The sequence below is a fragment of the Neotabrizicola paludis genome (genome assembly GCF_044142105.1).
In the GTDB taxonomy this organism is placed as follows: domain Bacteria; phylum Pseudomonadota; class Alphaproteobacteria; order Rhodobacterales; family Rhodobacteraceae; genus Pseudogemmobacter.
Genome location: NZ_JBGTYM010000005.1, coordinates 214,681 through 232,278, shown reverse-complemented (window position 1 = coordinate 232,278; position 17,598 = coordinate 214,681). Strand labels below are relative to the sequence as shown.

The window sequence follows — 17,598 nt, the reverse complement described above, 5'->3', positions numbered from 1 at the left end:
ATATCCGTATCAACTTGCGGCAAGGCCGTCGGCTGCGCACGCATCGCTGAAAATTGCAGTTCACCGCGCCGAAAGGTCGCTTCCGGCGTCGATGTCTATCATTTCTCATCTCCCGGCAGCGCCCTTGACCGCCCCGCCTCATCCAGCGCCACGAAGGTGAAGGTCGCATCCGTCACCTTCTCGCTTTCCGTGCCATAGCGCGGGCGGCGCCAGGCCTCGACATGGATGCGCATGGAGGTTCGGCCGGTGCCTTCGAGATGGGCGTAGAGCGAGACTTCGTCGCCGACCTTGACGGGTTTCAGAAAGGCCATGCCATCGACCGCGACGGTCGCCGAACGGCCCCGGGCGATGCGGCCGGCCAGGTTGCCCGCCGCAAGGTCCATCTGCGCCATCAGCCAGCCGCCGAAGATATCGCCCGAGGGGTTGGTGTCAGCGGGCATGGCGATGGTGCGGATCACGGGTTCCGCTTCCGGCGGGGTCTGGGTCAAACGCGGCTTCCCCACAGGTCATATTCCCCGGCCTCATCCACCTCGACGGTGACGATGTCGCCGGGGGCCAGGCCCTCAAACCCCTCGTCGATGAAGAGGTTGCCGTCGATCTCTGGCGCGTCGGCCTTGGTGCGGCAGGTGGCGCCTTCTTCGTCGACCTCATCGACGATCACCTCGATCCGGCTTCCCAGCTTGGCGGCCAGCTTCGCCTCGGAAATGGCCTGGGCCTTTTCCATGAAGCGGGCGAAGCGGTCTTCCTTGACCTCTTCCGGCACATGGTCGGGCAGGGCGTTCGAGCGCGCGCCCTTGACGTTTTCGTATTTGAAGCAACCGACCCGGTCCAATTGCGCCACGTCCAGCCAATCCAGCAGGTGCTGGAATTCGGCCTCGGTCTCGCCCGGATAGCCCACGATGAAGGTGGAGCGCAGGGTGATATCGGGGCAGGCGGCGCGCCAGGCGGCGATTTCATCGAGCGTGCGGGCGGCGGCGGCGGGGCGGGCCATGCGGCGCAGCACATCGGGATGGGCGTGCTGGAAGGGAATGTCGAGATACGGGAGCACAAGCCCATCGGCCATGAGCGGGATCAGGTCGCGGACATGCGGATAGGGATAGACGTAATGCATCCGCACCCAGGCGCCCAGCGACCCAAGGTCGCGGGCAAGCGATGTGATCGGGAATTTCTCGTCGCGGTCCTTCCAGTCAGTGCCATAGGCGCTGGTGTCCTGGCTGATGACCAGGAGTTCCCTCACCCCGGCCTCGACCAGCTTTTCCGCCTCGCGCAGCACGGCGCGGGCGGGGCGGCTTTGCAACCGGCCGCGCATGTCGGGGATGATGCAGAACTTGCACTTGTGGTCGCAGCCTTCCGAGATCTTCAGATAGCTGTAGTGGCGCGGAGTGAGCGAGACGCCGGTGGCGGGCAGAAGGTCGATGAAGGGATCGGGCGCGGGCGGCACCGCGCCATGGACGGCATCCAGCACGGATTCATATTGATGCGGGCCGGTGACTGCCATGACCTTGGGATGCGCGCCGGTGATATAGTCGGGTTCGGCGCCGAGGCAGCCGGTGACGATGACCTTGCCGTTTTCCCGCAGCGCCTCGCCGATCGCATCCAGGCTTTCGGCCTTGGCGCTGTCAAGGAAGCCGCAGGTGTTCACGATGACCGCGTCTGCCCCCTTGTAATCTGGGCTGATCGCATAGCCTTCGGCCCGCAGGCGCGTGAGGATGCGCTCGCTGTCGACAAGGGCCTTGGGGCAGCCAAGGCTGACCATGCCGATGGTGGGCTGGCCCTCGCGGCGGGGGCTGGCCTCGACCTGGGCGCGGGCAAGATCGGGGCGGAGAAGGGGCGGGTTCTGGCTCATGGGCGGTGGATATAGCGCAGAGGGCCTGCGGCGGGAAGCGCTGGCGGATGGACCCGGGGCGGGCTGCGCCGTACCCCGGGATACTTGGGCCAGGATGAAGACCATGGCTGTCCTGCCCCCTTCCTTCTGCCGCCAGATGCTTGGAGAGGCCGGGGCTGGCTCCTGCGGCATGTGCCGGGTGCGCCCGGACCGTCTCGCGCGATGTTTCAATGACGGCGGTTTGATGCCGGAAAGATGGGCAAGTTCTTGCCGGAACCGGGCCGCTGTCCTAGGCTTTCTCAACAAATCAGAAACTTGAGGCAGGTGGCGATGCGGTGGCTGATCCGGGCAATCGGGGCGCTTCTGCTCCTGGCCCTTCTGGGGGCGGGGCTTCTGGCGCTGGTGCCGGCCGAACGCGTGGCGGGGGCCGCGGCGCGGGAATTCCAGCGCCTGACCGGGCGCGATCTGGTGATCGAGGGCGGTGTCTCGGCGCAGTTCTGGCCGGTTCTGGGCGTCGTTACCGGACCGGTGCGCATTGCCAATGCCGATTGGTCCAGCGAGGACGGGCCGATGTTCAGCGCCGACCGGCTGGTGATCGAGGTCAATGCCTCGGCGCTTTTGGGCGGCGATGTGCGAATCCTCGGGCTTCGGGCCGAAGCACCGAAGGTGCTGCTGGAACGCGCCAAGGACGGGCGCGAGAACTGGGTCTTTGGCGGCGGCGGCGCGGCGGGCGAGATCAGCGCTGCGACGCCGGGCGCAGGCCAGGCCTTCACGCTGGAGGAGGGCCGGATCACCGGCGGCACGATCCGGTTGCTCGACCATCAGGCGGGGCGCGATGTGACCCTGGACGGGGTGGACCTGACGCTGGCGATCCCGGATTACACCGGCCCCTTCACGCTCAAGGCCAGCGCGGTGACGCAGGGCCGCCCGGTGACGCTGTCGCTGGCGGCCGAAGTCTTCTCGGCCTTTTCCGAGGGGCGCATCGTGCCCCTGGTCGCCGATCTGACGGCGGGCAAGGCCCGCGCGCATTTCGAGGGGCGCGGCGGCTGGAGCCCGGTTGCGGCCGAGGGGCGGCTTGAGGCTGACCTGACCGATATTGCGGCGCTGGCTGGGCTGGCCGGGGCGGCGGCGCCCAGCCTGCCTCGCGGATTGGGGGCCGAGCGGCTGAAGCTGTCAGGCAATCTGGTGCTGGATGGCACGGGCAAGGCCTTTTTGCGCGGCGCGCGGATCGAGGCGGATGGCAATGCGCTGGAGGGCGATCTGGACCTGTCGCCGGGCAAGGAGCGGCCGAAACTGTCGGCGCAGTTGCGCGCCTCGGCGCTGGATCTGTCGGGCCTGTCGGGCGGGCAGGGCGGCGGCGCGGGCGGTGGCATGAAGGCGTCGGGCTGGCCCGAGGATCGCATCGACGTTTCGGCCCTGGGGCTGGTCGATGCCGCCGTGGCGCTGAGCGCGCCTTCGGTCGATCTGGGGGTGGCCAGGTTCGGCGCGACGGGGGTCTTGATCACCTTGGACCGGGCGCGGGCGGTGTTCGATCTGCAGAAGCTTGATGCCTATGGCGGCAGCGTCACCGGCGAATTCGTCGTCAACGGCCGTGGCGGCCTGTCGGTCGGCGGCAGGCTGTCGCTGGCCGGGTTGCAGATGCAGCCCCTGCTGCAGGACTTGTCGGGTTGGGACCGGCTGGTGGCGCAGGGCAATCTGACGCTGCGCTATCTGGGTGTCGGCAATTCGCTGGCCGAGATCATGCGGTCGCTTGAGGGCGAGGGCACGCTGAGCCTGGGCAAGGGCGAATTGCGCGGCCTCGACATCGGGGGGATGCTGCGGACGCTGGACCCGAACTATGTCGGCGAGGGGCAGAAGACGATCTTTGACGGTGTGGCGGGCAGTTTCACGATGAAGGCGGGGGTGCTGTCGAACAGCGACCTCAAGCTGGTCGCGCCCTATGTCACCGCGACCGGGGCGGGGACGGTCGATCTGGGCCAGCGGCGGCTGAATTACCGGCTGCGGCCCACGGCGCTGGCGGGCGAGGATGGCACGGGCGGGGTGATGGTGCCGCTGCTGATTACCGGCCCCTGGGCGAAGCCGAATTTCTCGCTCGATCTTGAGGCGATCGCCCGGGAGAAGATGGAGGAGGAGGCGCAGGCGGCGGCGGAAAAGCTGCGGCTGGAGGCCGAGAAGGCCGAGGCCGATGCCAAGGCCGCGCTCGAGGCGAAGCTGGCGGAAGAAGGCATCGTCGCGGGCGAGGGCGAGAGCCTGGAAGACGCGGCCAAGCGCCGGGCGCAGGAGGTGCTGGATGACGAGGCGCGCAAGCTGCTGGAAGGCTTGCTGAAGGGGAACTAAGGGCGCGGCTGGGCTCAGGCGGGACCGACCAGCCTGCGGGCAAGGGCGCGGGCATGGTCGGGCTCGACCTGCCAGGAACAGGCCACTTCCCAGGCAAGGGTGGCCCGGTGGATGGTGTCGGACGGCGGCGCAACCTGGGCAAGGTCGAAAGCGGCAAGGTCGCGTCGGGATTCGTCCCAGTCGAGCAGGATGGGCAGCCCATCAGCCCCGTGCAGGATGTTGCCGGAGGAAAGATCGGCATGGATCACCGTCTCATCGCCCCGAAGGCCGGACCAGGCGGCGCGGCAGGCAAGGGCCAGGATGGGCGGCATCAGCGACAGATCGACATCGCCGCCCCGGTCCTGCGTGAGCAGGTCGCGCGAGGACAGGAAGCCCGGCCGCTGCGGCAGGGCGGCCGTGGCGCGGTGGAAAGATCGGATGCGCGGCGCCAGGGCAGGCAGGTCGGCGGCGGCGAAGGGTCGGCCTTCCAGAAAGGGCTCGCAGGTCCAGCCCTGTTCGGCCAGCGCGCGGTTGCGGCTGGGGATCAGGCCGGGGACGGTGAAGCCCGCATCGCGGGCAAGGGCATGGACCGGGGCAAGCCAGGCCAGGGCCTCGGCGCTGCGGCGGGTGGATTTGAAGACAAGGCCCCGCGCAAGGCCGGTGGTGCGGAAGGCCCGGTTGCGGTGGCCGCCGGCCAACGGTTCCAGCGGCGCATCCACGCCCCAGAGGCCTATGGGCGGCAGCGCGGTCATGTGCCACGCGGCTTGGCGCGCAGGGTGGGTTCGGCCTGGGTCGGGTCTTCGGGCCAGGGATGTTTCGGATATTGCCCGCGCATGTCCTTGCGGACATCGGCATAGGACTTGGCCCAGAAGCCCGGCAGATCTTGCGTCACCTGCACCGGGCGTTGGGCGGGCGACAGAAGCGTGATGCGCAGCGGCAGGCGGTTCTGGCCGACCGTCGGATGGCGGGTGACGCCGAAAACCTCTTGCAGGCGCAGGTCGATGGCAGGGGCTTCGCCCTCATAGTCGATGGGCACCGCCCGGCCTAGCGGCGTGGTGAAATGCGCGGGGGCGAGGCGGTCAAGCTCGGATGTCTGCGACCAGTCGAGAAGCGACAGCAGCGGTTGCGTGAGGTCGAGACCGCGCAGATCGGAATCCGTGCGGGCGCGGGCAAGCTGGGGCATCAGCCAGTCGGGATCGCGGGCGAGAAGCGCCTCGTCCGTCACCTCGGGCCAGTCGTCGCGGCGACAGAGCGCTATGCGGGCGCGCAGGCGGCGGGCCGATGGGGTGAGGGGTAGGCCCAGAAGGCGCAGGCCCTCCAGCGCGGCGGCGGCGAGGGCTTCGGCCGGGGCATCCGGCCAGGGGCGGTCGTCGAGGATCAGGGCGCCGAACATCTCTTGCCGCCGGGCAGCGACGCGGCCTTCGCGGCGGTCCCAGTGCACGGTCTCGCGCCAGCGGATGCGGGGGGCGTAGAGGCGGCGCAGATCGGCCTCGTCCAGGGCGGCGGCCTGGCGGATGCGGGCTTCGCGCGGGTCGCCGTCAAGATCGGTGGCGACCAAAATCCTGACGTTGGAAAGCGATGTGCCGGGGGGAAGGACGGCCCCCTTGCCACCGGAAAGAAGGAAACGCGGCGCCTCGCCCTTGCGGCGCAGGCCGATGCGGTCGGGATAGGCGAGTGCGGCCATGGCGGCGGGTGAGAGGCCGGGCAGCCTGGCGGTCGGAGACTGGGGGGCAAGGCGTCTCGCCTCGGCGCGGATGCGCTCGATGGCGGCAAGGTCGGCCTCGGGCGGCGGGCGGCGAATGGCGTCGAGCCGCAGGGAAAGCTCGGGGCCTGCCCCGCGCAGGGGATCGCGTTCGGCCAAAAGCGCGGCAAGGGGCGCGGCTTCGGGGCCAGCAAGGGCAAGCATATGGCCAAGGCGGGGCTGCAGCGGCAGGGCGGCCAGCGCGCGGCCATGTTCGGTGATGCGGCCCGCCGCGTCCAGCGCCCCAAGATCGGCCAGCAGGGTCCGCGCCTCGGCCAAGGCGGGGGCCGGGGGTGGGGTAAGGAAGGGCAGGTCGGACGATCCCCAGAGCGCGAGGTCGAGCGCGAGGGGCGCGAGGTCGGCCGCTTCGATCTCGGGCGGCGGGAAAGCAGCAAGGCTGCCCTCTTCGCCGCGCGTCCACATGCGGTAGCAGATCCCCGGCCCGACCCGGCCCGCGCGGCCCCGGCGCTGTTCGGCCTCGGCTTTGGTCACCCGTTCCGTGACAAGGCGCGACATGCCGGAGGCGGGATCGAAGCGGGCGCGGCGGGCCCGGCCCGCGTCGATGACGACGGTGATGTCGGGCAGGGTCAGCGAGGTTTCGGCGATGGCGGTCGCCAGCACGATCTTGCGGCCCGGCGCGGGGCCAAGGGCGGCGCGCTGGGCGGCCAGGTCCATGGCGCCGAAAAGCGGGCGGATCGTGACGCCCGGCAGGCCCTGAAGCGCGGCTTCGGTGCGGCGGATCTCGCCCTCGCCGGGCAGGAAGACCAGAAGGCCGCCGGTGGTTTCCGAGGCGGTTTCTTCAAGCGCCTGGCGGATCAGCAGCGCGGTCGCGGCCTCAAGCCGCAGCGAAGGGTCGACGGGCCGGGGCAGCCAGCGGGTTTCGACCGGGAAGGCGCGGCCCTGCGCCGTGATGCGGGGGGCATCGCCCATCAGCGCGGCGACGGGGGCGGCGTCGAGCGTGGCGGACATGACGAGAAGCGACAGGTCGGGGCGCAGGGCGGCGCGGATTTCGAGCGCCAGCGCAAGGCCAAGATCGGCCTGAAGCGAGCGTTCGTGAAATTCGTCGAAGATCACCAGCGAGATGCCGAGCAATTCGGGATCGGATTGCATCATGCGGGTCAGGATGCCCTCGGTCACAACCTCGATGCGGGTGGCGGAGGAGACCTGGGCCTCGCCGCGGATGCGGTAGCCGACGGTCTGGCCCAGGGGGGTGCCCAGGGTCTCGGCCATGCGCAGGGCGGCGGCGCGGGCGGCGAGGCGGCGGGGTTCCAGCAGCAGGATGCGGCCGGGGAAAAGACCGGAGGCCAGAAGGTCGAGCGGCACCAGCGTCGTCTTGCCCGCGCCGGGCGGCGCCTCGAGCACGGCCAGGCCGTGTGCGGCCAGCGCGGCGCGCAGATCGGGCAGGATATGGGTGACGGGCAAGGCTTCCATGCCGCCTTATGGCAAGGCGGGCGGGGCTTGGCCAGCGCGGCGGGGAAGCATGACTGCCTGCCAGAATCACCTGCCCTTGCGGCCCCCGCAGGCAAACGGATAGAATGGGGCAACCATCAGACAGCCGGAGAGACAGATGTCCTGGACGGACGAGCGCGTCGAGACGCTCAAGCGCATGTGGGCCGAGGGCCAGTCGGCCAGCCAGATCGCCAAGGAACTGGGCGGGGTGACGCGTAATGCCGTGATCGGCAAGGTGCATCGTCTGGGCCTGTCGAACCGTGTGGGCGGCAAGGAAGACGAAGAGATGCCGGCCCCGGCCGCAAGGGCGGAACCGGCCCCGGCCGCCGCAAGGCCGGAGCCTGCGCCTGCCGCCGCGGCCCCGCGCCCCGAGCCGGCCGCCGCCCAGCCGCGCCCGGCCCCGGCCGAACGGACCGCCGCCCCGGCGGCTGCCTCGAACGTGACGCCGCTGCCGGTGCGCAAGGCGATTGTGCCCGCGGGCCAGCCGCTGCCGCCGCAGCCGAGCCTGAACGAGATCAGCCCCGAGGCGCTGGCCAGCGTGCGCGAGGTCGAGAAGCGGGCGCGGAAGCTGACTCTGATGGAACTGACCGAGCGGACCTGCAAATGGCCGATCGGCGACCCTGCGACCGAGGATTTCTGGTTCTGCGGCCTGCCCTCGCTGCCTGGCAAACCCTATTGCGAGGCCCATGTCGGCGTCGCCTTCCAGCCGATGAGCGCCCGCCGGGACCGCCGCCGCTGAGGCGGAGGAAGAAGATTTCCGGCCGAAAATTCAGCAAGGCCCGGCGCATGCCGGGCCTTTTGCTTTGCCGCTGTATCCGCGCGATCTGCATGGCCTGCCGGGAAATGTCGCTTTCAGGCGGGCGCCGCGCCCGGTGCCGGGCTAGGGCGGGGCATGAGCCAGGACCGTATCCTTCCGGGCATCGTCCTGATGCTTGCCTTCTGCGTGCTCGCGCCGCTGCTGGACACCTGCGCCAAGCTTGCGGCGGAGGGCGGGATTCCGGTTGGCCAGATCACCACTGCGCGATTTCTGGTCCAGACCCTGCTGATGCTGCCCATCGTGCTGGCCATGGGCCACAGTCTGCGGATGACCCCAAGGGCGCTGGTCTTCGTGACCCTGCGCGCCGTCATGCTGGTGATCTCGACCTTCACCTTCGTCTCGGGCGTCAAGGTGATGCCGCTGGCCGACACGCTGGCCATCGTTTTCGTCGAACCCTTCATCCTGCTGTTCCTGGGCTGGCTGATCTTTGGAGACCGGATCGGGCCAAGGCGGATCGTGGCCTCGGCGGTGGGCTTTGTCGGCGTGCTGCTGGTCATCCAGCCCGCTTTCGACACGTTCGGGCTGGTGGCGCTTTGGCCGCTGGGCACGGCGCTGTCGTTTTCCTTCTACATGCTCGTGACGCGGGCGATCTCGGCCTATATGCACCCGGTCCCGATGCAGTTGCACACAAGCTGGACCGGGCTCTTGATCTGCCTGCCGCTGATGATGGCCTTTGACGGCGGGCCGGTGCCCGAGCTGGATCCGATCTGGCCCATGGGTCTGATGTGGCTGTGGCTGCTGGGCGTCGGGGTCTGGGCCTCGGCCAGCCATATGTGCATGACCTATGCGCTGCGCTTTGCCCCGGCGGCGACGCTGGCGCCGCTGCATTATCTGGAGATCGTGGTGGCGGTGACGCTGGGCTGGGCAATCTTTGGCGATCTGCCCAATCGCGAGACGATGCTCGGTATTGTGATCATCGTAGCCTCGGGCCTCTATGTCATCCACCGCGAGCGGATTGCCGCCCGGCAGGCCCCCGCGCAAGTCCCGGTGCCAGCGCCGCTATCGCCGCCGCAAGCCGCGACCGCGGAAGGATGACGATCATGCCGGGGCCGGAGACGCGCAGCCGCACCTGACGGGCGGTGACGCGGTTCGAGGTACCGATCATGCCATCCGGGACAAAATGCAGGCCCTGAAGCGGCCAGTACAGGCCTTCGCTTTCCGCTGTGAGCGGCGCGAGCGGGAACAGCGAGAAGGCCTCGCCCGGTCTTGTGGCCAGGGTCAGCTCGGGCGGGCAGGCAAAGGCGAAATCCTTTGGGCCGATCACAAGGCAGGGTTGAGACGGATGGCGCACCAAGGCGTTGAGGACCGCGAGCCCATGGTCGATCCGGGCGCCCTGAAAGCCGAGGGCGAGGATGAGAGGGGCCTTGATCCGGGCCAGGGCCTTGTCGAAATCGGTGGTGTCCTGATCGGCCAGAGGGTGCAGCCGGTCCGGTGGCAGGGCGGCGCGGGCCTTGGGCGAGAGGCTGTCGAAATCGCCGATCACCGCATCGGGCAGGATGCCCGCCCGCAGCAGCCGGTCAGCCCCGCTGTCGGCGCCCACGGCCCGAGGGGCGCGGGCCAGCGCCAGGCGCAGGTCACGCGCCGCGACCGGCCCGCCCCCGACCAGCGTGACGGCGTCAGGGGATTCGACAATTGGCTGAATCATGCGGATACTGTTCGAATTGAGGCAACTTTTCCGGGGCTGGGACACAATCAATCCTTCAAATTACCCTTGTCTGTCCATGGATTTGAACAGCGGGGCGGTAATGTTTCCCGTAAAGCGGAAGTGCGAGGGCTGCATCCATGATCGGTGCAAACAAGATCCTGACGGTGTCTTACGGGACGTTCAGCTGCACGCTGGAAGGTTTCGACGAGCCCTTCAACACCATGAAGGCGATTGCGGAGTATTTCCGGGATCTTGCCGCCGAGGATCGCTATTTCGGGGCCGAGCCGCCCCAGCCCGATGCCGCCATGCTGCATCGCATCGCCGAACGCGAGATTCAGCGCCGGGTCGAGGCGCGGGTTGAGGAAAACAACCTTATTCTGAAGGCGGATGGCGAGGTGACGCCGGCGCCGGTCGTGGCTTCGGCTGCCGCTGCCGTTGCTGCGCCTGCCGCCGCGGCGGGGGCGCCTGTGGTGCCCCAGGCCGCCGCGCCCGAAGCTGCCGCGCCGCAACCCGCCGCCGCCCCCCCCGCCGCCGAACCCGTTGTCGCGGAACCTGCTGCCGTCGCGCCCGCTGTGGCGGCGCCCGCCCCGGAAGCCCCGATCGCCGAATCGGTTACGCCCGAAGAGATGGTGCCCGAGGCGCAGGCCGCCGTTGCCGCCGATTTCGCGCGTGAGGCCGAACCGGCGCCCCGGCCCGAGCCCGAGCCGGAACCCGAGATGCCGCGTCTTGCCCCGGCCATGCCCGAAGGCGTGGCGGCCAAGCTGGCGCGCCTGCGCCGGGCGGTCTCGCAATCGGCGGGTGGCAATGTCGTGTCGCTTTCGGTGCTGCCGCCGGTCGCGGCGGATCTGCCGGGCGATCTGGATTTCATCGAGGACGAACCTGCCGATGTTCCCGGCATGGAGAGCACGGCCGGTCTGATGCCGGCTATCGCCGAGGCGGAGGCTTTCGACGAGATCGAGGCCGATGCGGTGGAGGACAGTTTTACCGAGATCGAAGCGCCGACCCTGTATGACGATCTGGCCGAAGATTTCGCGCCCGAGGCGGTGGCGGAGGACATCGCCGCCGATGATATGGCGGAACCCGAAGCCGAGGATGCCGTCGCTATTGGGGACGCCGCCGAGGCGGATGAGGCCCATGAGGATGACATGCTTGCCCGTCTGGCCATGGCCGAGACGGTGGAGCCGACCGCCGGTGCCGTGACCGAAGGGGCCGAGAGCGAAGAAGAGGAAGAAGCGGATACGCTTGGATCGCTGATCGCCACGCTGGCGGGCGGTGCGGCGGACGGGGAGGATATCGGCGGTACGGTTGCCGCGACCCCTGCTGCCGATCCCTTCGCGATGGATGACGCGGTTGCCGAGGATGACGCGCTCTATGATCTGGCTGAAGCGCCGGAGACCCCGGTCATCGCCCGGGACGAACTGGGCGATCTGAACGACGATCTGCCCGAAGATCTGACGGAGGAGATGGTCGATCTGGCGGCGCTGGACGCGGTCGCGCCCGAGGCCGAGGTCACGCCGCAGGAGGTGGAGGATTTTGGGGTCGATCTGGTCGAGGCGGAGGAAGCCGCTCCGGTGCCCGCCGAACCGGCGGCTGCCGCGGCAGCGATGCCGCCTGAGGCGGAACCCGATCCCGAGCCTGATGACGCTCTGGCCGAGAAGGTCCAGCGTGCCCGCGCCCGGGTGATCAAGATCCGCCGGGCCGATGCCGCCGTTCCGCCGCCCGCCGCCGCGCCTGCCGAAGAAAGCCTGCCCCGGGCCGATGCCGAGGCTGCTTTGGGCGATGTGCTGGGGGCCAGCTCGGACGAGGACGATGTCGACCGCCTGTCGAAACGCGTCGATGATGAAATGGCGGGGCCGGAAAACCAGCGCCGCCTGGCCGCGATCAAGCATCTCAAGGCCGCCGTCGCCGCGACGGTGGCCGAGCGCCGGGCCGGGGTAACGGCGCCGTCGGACGAGGAACGCGCCGATCCCTATCGCGCCGATCTGGCCCGGGTGGTGCGCCCGGTGCGGCCGCGCGCGGCCGAAGGCGGCAGTGCCCTGCCGCGCCCGGCGGCGCCTGCCGCTCCGGCAGCCGCAGAGGCCCGGCCCGCCCCGCTGGTGCTGGTTTCGGCCCAGCGGATCGACCGGCCCTCGGGGCCGGTCATGCCGGTGCGCCCGCGTCGCGTGGGCGGGGGTGTGGCCGCGGCGGCGGCAATGGGCATGACGCTGGTGGAAAACCGCTCCGTGCCGGTGGCCGATGCCGAAGACTGGGACGAGGATGAGGAAGACCGCGCGCCCGATTCGGGCAATATCTTCGCCGAAGCGCGCGATTTCGGTGAATTCGCCGAGGCGCTGGGGGCGACCAGCCTGCCTGCGCTGCTTGAAGCGGCAGCGGCCTATGCGACGCTGGTCGAAAAGCGCGAGCATTTCACCCGCCCGCTGCTGATGCGCCGTCTGGCAAGCGACGAGACCGGCGCCAGGATCAGCCGCGAGGAAGGTCTGCGCAGCTTTGGCACGCTTTTGCGTGAAGGGCGGATCGAGAAGGTCCGCCGCGGACAATATGCGCTGCCCGAGGATTCGGCTCTGCTCGCCGAAGCGCGGCGCATTTCGGGCTGACTGCCATCAGTGCCGGAACAGGGGCGGGGGGCCGGGCGGGACCCCCGCCTTCTTCATTTCGGGTCGATGTCCTGTGGCGCGTCCGGGTCGGGCTGGCCGATGCCGCGGAAGATCCCCCGGAAGGGCAGCGCCCAGAGGAAGCCGAGGCCGATATAGACCGCAAGCTCGGCCAGGATCGGAAGCCGGCCGAAGCGGGCGCCCAGCCAGTTCAGAAGCGTGACCGCGGCCACGACATAGGCGGGCATCCCGACCACGAGAATCAGGAGCGCGAGTTTCTTGCGGGTTTTGTAGGACAGGGCCATCGGGACTCCTCCTGCGCCTGCGGCCGCCGTCGCCGGTATGGTCCGGCGACGGCGCGCAGCGTCAGTCTGCGAAGGGATCGGTGACGAGGATGGTGTCGTCCCGCTCGGGGCTGGTGGACAAAAGCGCCACCGGGCACTGGATCAGTTCCTCGATGCGGCGGACATATTTGATCGCGGCGCCCGGCAGGTCGGCCCAGCTGCGCGCGCCCGCGGTCGACTCGCTCCAGCCTTCCAGCTCTTCATAGACCGGGGTGACGCGGGCCTGAAGATTGGCGGCGGTGGGCAGGTAGTCGAGCTTTTCGCCATCCAGCATATAGCCGGTGCAGATCTTCAGCGTCTTGAACCCGTCGAGCACGTCAAGCTTGGTCAAAGCGATGCCCGAGACGCCCGACGTCGCGCAGGTCTGGCGCACCAGAACCGCGTCGAACCAGCCGCAGCGCCGTTTGCGCCCGGTGACGGTGCCGAATTCATGGCCCCGCGTGCCCAGACGCTCGCCATCCTCATCGAAGAGTTCCGAGGGGAAGGGGCCTTCGCCGACGCGCGTCGTATAGGCCTTGACGATGCCAAGGACGAAATCGATCGCGGTCGGGCCAAGCCCCACGCCGGTCGCGGCCATGCCCGCCAGCGTGTTCGACGAGGTGACATAGGGATAGGTGCCAAAATCGACATCGAGCAACGAGCCCTGCGCCCCTTCGAAGAGGATGCGCTTGCCAGCGCGACGCGCCTCGGTCAGCACTTTCCAGACCGGCTTGGCATAGGGCAGGATCTTCGGCGCGATTTCAAGAAGTTGCGCCTTCAGCGCCTCAGCGTCGACCGGCGGCAGGCCCAGCCCCGCGCGCAAGGCGTTGTGATGGGTCAGGAGACGGCCAATGCGGGTGTCGAGCGTCGGCGCATCGGCAAGATCCGCCACGCGGATCGAGCGGCGGCCGACCTTGTCCTCATAGGCCGGGCCGATGCCGCGCCCGGTGGTGCCGATCTTGGCGACCGAATTCTGGCTTTCGCGTGCCCGGTCCAGCTCGCCATGGATCGGCAGGATCAGGGGCGTGTTCTCGGCGATCAGCAGGGTCTCGGGGGAAACCGCCACGCCCTGCGCCGCCAGCTTGCCGATTTCCGACAGAAGCGCCCAGGGGTCGAGCACCACGCCATTGCCGATGACCGACAGCTTGCCGCCACGCACGATGCCCGAGGGCAGGAGCGAGAGCTTGTAGACCGTGCCGTCGATGACCAGAGTATGGCCCGCATTATGGCCGCCCTGGAAGCGGGCGACGATGTCGGCGCGCTCGGAGAGCCAGTCGACGATCTTGCCTTTTCCCTCATCGCCCCATTGGGCGCCCACGACGACGACATTGGCCATGTTGCGAAGGTCCTTCCTGCGTTCGGAATTGCGGGAACCCTATAGCGGGGTGCGCGGGCGGGGGGAACAGCTATTTCCGTCGCAGGCCGGGGCAAACCTGCGGCGGCATCCTCAGGGCAGGCCTGCGCCTCCGGCGGGGATATTTGAGAAACAGAAGAAGCGGCAATCGCCGTCTTCCGTTTGCAAGTATCCCGGGGTCCGGGGCAGAGCCCCGGGGCCTGGCACGGGCTGTCCCGCCTCAGCAGTTGGGGACGTTGACCGCCAGCCCGCCCAGCGAGGTTTCCTTGTATTTCTCGTGCATGTCATGGCCGGTCTGACGCATGGTCTCGATGCAGGCATCCAGGCTGACAAGGTGCTGGCCGTCGCCGCGCAGCGAAAGCGAGGCGGCCGAGACCGCCTTGATCGCGCCAAGGCCGTTCCTTTCGATGCAGGGCACCTGAACCAGGCCCTTCACCGGGTCGCAGGTCATGCCGAGATGGTGCTCCAGCGCGATTTCGGCGGCGTTTTCAACCTGTTCGGGCGTGCCGCCCAAGACCGCCGCCAGCCCGGCCGCCGCCATGGCCGCGGCGGAGCCGACCTCGGCCTGGCAGCCGCATTCCGCGCCCGAGATCGAGGCATTGTGCTTGGCCAGCCCGCCGATGGCGGCGGCGGTCAGCAGGAATTCGCCCACCCGCGCGGGCGAGGCGCCCGGCACATGGTCAAGCCAGTAGCGGATCACGGCTGGGACGACACCCGCCGCGCCATTGGTGGGCGCGGTGACGACCTGGCCGCCGGCGGCGTTTTCCTCGTTCACCGCCATGGCATAGAGGCTCATCCAGTCATTGATGACATGGGGGGCGACAAGGTTCAGGCCGCGTTCGGCCAAAAGCGCCTCATGGATGCCCTTGGCGCGGCGGCGGACCTTGAGGCCGCCGGGCAGGATGCCCTCTCCCAGCATGCCGCGCGAGATGCAGGCATTCATCACGTCCCAGATGCGGGCCATGCCGCGGTCCAGCTCGGCGGCAGAGCGGAATTTCAGCTCATTGGCGCGTTTCATCGCGGCGATGGACAGGCCCGACTTGCGCGCCATTTCCAGCATCTCGGCCCCGCTTTCGAACGGGTAGGGCACATCGGCGCGGGCCTTGGCCTTGGCCCCGGCCGCCTCGGCCAGTTCGCCCGCAGTCAGAACAAAGCCGCCACCGATCGAGTAGTAGGTTTCTTCAAGGATCACGTCGCCCTGGGCATCGGTCGCGCGCAGGACCATGCCATTGGCATGGCCGGGCAGGGCGGGGCCGTAGTCGAACAGCAGATCCTTGCCGGGATCGAAGCTCAGGGGCGGCAGGCCGGGGACGTCGATGCGGTGCGTCCGGCGGATCGCTTCCAGCGTGGCCTCGGCCTTGGTGGCATCATAGGTTTCGGGCGAGAAGCCGGCGAGGCCAAGGATGGTGGCGCGGTCGGTCGCATGGCCGACGCCGGTGAAGGCCAGCGAGCCATGCAGGCTGGCGCGCAGGCCATGGGCATGGAAGGGCGAGGCGCGCAAAAGATCGAGGAAGCGCGCGGCGGCGACCATGGGGCCCATGGTGTGGCTTGAGGACGGGCCGATGCCGACCTTGAACATGTCGAAGACGGAAAGAAACATTTGTGCGGCCCCGGTTGTCGTGCAGGCGTCAACATGACGCGGCAACAGGCCCGGCGAAAGGCGGAAAGCGACGCTGGCGGCCGCGCAGGCGTCAGGGCGAGGGGCGCGCTGCCTTGGGCGGGCGGGTAAAGGGCGTCGGCCCGAGACCTTCTTCCCGGGCGATCTGCCGCGCCGCAGGCAACACTTCGGCCAAGGCGGCATGGGCGGCGAGATCGGGAAAGGCCTCGAGCCGGAACCAGGGCGGATGGTCGGCGGGATATTGCGCCGCCCAGCGGGTCAGCATCAGCAGATAGGCGGAAAGGGGGCCAAGCGGCGGGAAAAGCTGCGGCGTGCTGCGCATCGCCTCTTCGATCAGCGCCAGGGCGCCCAGAACCCGGGCCGCGGCCAGATTGGCCTGGCCGGCCTCGGCCTCGGGTGCGGCGAAACGCCAGGGGCGGATCATCTGGCGCAGGTCCGGGTGCAAAGTGTTCGAGATGTAGAAAAGCCATTTCAGGAAAGCCGGGCGGAGCGGGGCCTCGGGGCCTGGGCCAAGGCCCTGGCTGTCGGAGAGATAGAGCAGCGCGGCGCCGGTTTCCGAGACCGGCCCCTGCGGCGTTTCCAGCACGGGGATCGTGCCGGTGGGGTTGAGGCTGCGATAGGCCGGGCTGTCCAGACCCGCGCCGGACCGGTCGATCGGAACCAAATCGAGCACAACCTGACCCTGCATTGCGACAAGGCGAAGGATGGTTGCGGCTGTGTCGGGAGAATTGTGCAAGCGAAGCATGGCCTGACCACCGGGGCAGTAACCTGCCTAGACTGCACGAGACGTGGATAGTTGTCACCTAGGCTTACGAATTGAGTCTGGAATACGGCATGCCCATGAAGGAAACAGACTTTTTCATGGCATTTCCAAGGCGCTTTCCTTGACTCATGCTTAACAGTCCATTGCCATAAGCGGAGGAACGGAATCGCCAGTCTGCGGAGTCGCCATGCCCCTCGTCGTTGTCGTCTCACTTTTCGCAGGCTTCCTGATCTTCTTTTGATCATATCGCTGCCTGTGGCGGGGTTCCTCCTTGTGTGGGGGCAATTGCCTCTCGCCCTTGAGGGGGGTTTGCGTTAATTGCCGGGAACCCGACCCCGCAAGGAGCGCCGCCGATGTCCGCCGATCTGAACCCCATCGACAAGGCAAAGTTCGTGGCTGCCAAGCGCGCGGTGGAATTCGTCGAGGACGGGATGAAGCTGGGCCTTGGCACGGGGTCGACCGCCGCCTGGATGGTGCGCTGCCTGGCCGAGCGGATTCGCGAGGAAGGGCTGCGGGTGGTCGGCGTTCCCACCAGCCGCCGCACGGCGGAACTGGCGGCAAGCCTGGGCATCGCGATGCGCAGCCTGGACGAGGTCAAGTGGCTGGACCTGACGATCGACGGCACGGATGAGTTCGACCCCAACCTGAACCTGATCAAGGGTGGCGGCGCGGCCCTGCTGCACGAAAAGATCGTGGCGACGGCGAGCGATCAGATGATCGTCATCGCCGATGCCGCCAAGGAGGTCAGCGCGCTCGGCGCCTTTCCCCTGCCGGTGGAGGTGATTCCCTTTGGCTGGCAGACCACCAAGGCGCTGATCGAGGAGACGCTGGTCTCCATGGACGTTCTGGGCCGCGACGTGACGCTGCGGATGAACGGCGACCGGCCGCTGGTGACGGATGAGGCGAATTACATCCTCGACCTGCACCTGTCGCGCATCGGCAATGCGCGGCAGCTGGCGCTGGTGATGAACCAAATCCCCGGCCTGGTGGAGAACGGACTTTTCATCGACATCTGCGACATTGTGGTGATCGGCCATGCCGATGGCCGGGTGACCCTGCGCGACATCAACACCGGCCGGGTCGAGGACGAGCAGATCCATTTCGCGCCTACCGACAATATCTTCGCGGATATGGAGTGAGGGGGCGAAGCGCGGGC

The 17,598-nt window shown here is 68.6% G+C and carries 14 protein-coding genes; 5 read left to right on the top strand and 9 right to left on the bottom strand.

Annotated features, from left to right (window positions below; translation table 11 throughout):
- Window positions 1-98 precede the first annotated feature (98 nt).
- Both ACED67_RS13210 and rimO read right to left on the bottom strand, forming a co-directional pair.
- Entirely contained in the window at window positions 99-488 is a 390-nt protein-coding gene (locus ACED67_RS13210) for an acyl-CoA thioesterase (protein ID WP_395542120.1), read from the bottom strand.
- Complete coding sequence (gene rimO / locus ACED67_RS13205) at window positions 485-1,846, bottom strand: 30S ribosomal protein S12 methylthiotransferase RimO (RefSeq protein WP_395542119.1); 1,362 nt, start codon at window positions 1,844-1,846, stop codon at window positions 485-487. The genes ACED67_RS13210 and rimO overlap by 4 nt, the downstream gene beginning before the upstream one ends.
- Window positions 1,847-2,155: 309 nt before the next feature.
- On the opposite strand from rimO, the gene ACED67_RS13200 reads away from it, so the two are divergent.
- Window positions 2,156-4,162: an AsmA family protein gene (locus ACED67_RS13200; protein WP_395542118.1), complete on the top strand. Its 2,007-nt coding sequence runs from the start codon at window positions 2,156-2,158 to the stop codon at window positions 4,160-4,162.
- A 14-nt stretch (window positions 4,163-4,176) separates the two neighbouring features.
- Here ACED67_RS13200 and ACED67_RS13195 read toward each other — a convergent pair whose 3' ends face one another.
- Window positions 4,177-4,893, bottom strand: coding sequence for a phosphotransferase (locus tag ACED67_RS13195; RefSeq protein WP_395542117.1), 717 nt, complete (start codon window positions 4,891-4,893; stop codon window positions 4,177-4,179).
- Complete coding sequence (hrpB, locus tag ACED67_RS13190; protein ID WP_395542116.1) at window positions 4,890-7,313, bottom strand: ATP-dependent helicase HrpB; 2,424 nt, start codon at window positions 7,311-7,313, stop codon at window positions 4,890-4,892. The genes ACED67_RS13195 and hrpB overlap by 4 nt, the downstream gene beginning before the upstream one ends.
- Before the next feature lie 136 nt (window positions 7,314-7,449).
- On the opposite strand from hrpB, the gene ACED67_RS13185 reads away from it, so the two are divergent.
- Together ACED67_RS13185 and ACED67_RS13180 are read left to right on the top strand one after the other, a co-directional pair.
- Window positions 7,450-8,070, top strand: a complete 621-nt coding sequence (locus tag ACED67_RS13185) for a GcrA family cell cycle regulator (RefSeq protein WP_395542115.1) — start codon at window positions 7,450-7,452, stop codon at window positions 8,068-8,070.
- A 153-nt stretch (window positions 8,071-8,223) separates the two neighbouring features.
- Window positions 8,224-9,183 (top strand): DMT family transporter, encoded by a 960-nt coding sequence (locus tag ACED67_RS13180; protein WP_395542114.1) that lies wholly within the window; start codon window positions 8,224-8,226, stop codon window positions 9,181-9,183.
- On the opposite strand, the gene ACED67_RS13175 is transcribed toward ACED67_RS13180, so the two are convergent.
- The gene (locus ACED67_RS13175) at window positions 9,086-9,793 is read right to left on the bottom strand and encodes a thiamine diphosphokinase (protein WP_395542113.1); all 708 of its coding nucleotides are present in this window, start codon (window positions 9,791-9,793) and stop codon (window positions 9,086-9,088) included. The genes ACED67_RS13180 and ACED67_RS13175 overlap by 98 nt on opposite strands.
- Before the next feature lie 137 nt (window positions 9,794-9,930).
- On the opposite strand from ACED67_RS13175, the gene ACED67_RS13170 reads away from it, so the two are divergent.
- A complete protein-coding gene (locus tag ACED67_RS13170) occupies window positions 9,931-12,387 on the top strand; it encodes a hypothetical protein (RefSeq protein ID WP_395542112.1) in 2,457 nt (818 codons plus the stop codon).
- 53 nt (window positions 12,388-12,440) lie between these two features.
- On the opposite strand, the gene ACED67_RS13165 is transcribed toward ACED67_RS13170, so the two are convergent.
- From ACED67_RS13165 to ACED67_RS13150, 4 genes are all read right to left on the bottom strand, one after another.
- Window positions 12,441-12,689, bottom strand: a complete 249-nt coding sequence (locus ACED67_RS13165) for a DUF2842 domain-containing protein (protein ID WP_395542111.1) — start codon at window positions 12,687-12,689, stop codon at window positions 12,441-12,443.
- 61 nt (window positions 12,690-12,750) lie between these two features.
- A complete protein-coding gene (locus ACED67_RS13160; protein ID WP_395542110.1) occupies window positions 12,751-14,043 on the bottom strand; it encodes an adenylosuccinate synthase in 1,293 nt (430 codons plus the stop codon).
- Window positions 14,044-14,281: 238 nt separating this feature from the next.
- Complete coding sequence (locus ACED67_RS13155; RefSeq protein WP_395542109.1) at window positions 14,282-15,661, bottom strand: L-serine ammonia-lyase; 1,380 nt, start codon at window positions 15,659-15,661, stop codon at window positions 14,282-14,284.
- Window positions 15,662-15,752: 91 nt separating this feature from the next.
- Entirely contained in the window at window positions 15,753-16,352 is a 600-nt protein-coding gene (locus ACED67_RS13150) for a glutathione S-transferase family protein (RefSeq protein ID WP_395542108.1), read from the bottom strand.
- 443 nt (window positions 16,353-16,795) lie between these two features.
- On the opposite strand from ACED67_RS13150, the gene rpiA reads away from it, so the two are divergent.
- A complete protein-coding gene (rpiA, locus tag ACED67_RS13145) occupies window positions 16,796-17,581 on the top strand; it encodes a ribose-5-phosphate isomerase RpiA (RefSeq protein WP_395542107.1) in 786 nt (261 codons plus the stop codon).
- The last annotated feature ends 17 nt before the right edge of the window (window positions 17,582-17,598 follow it).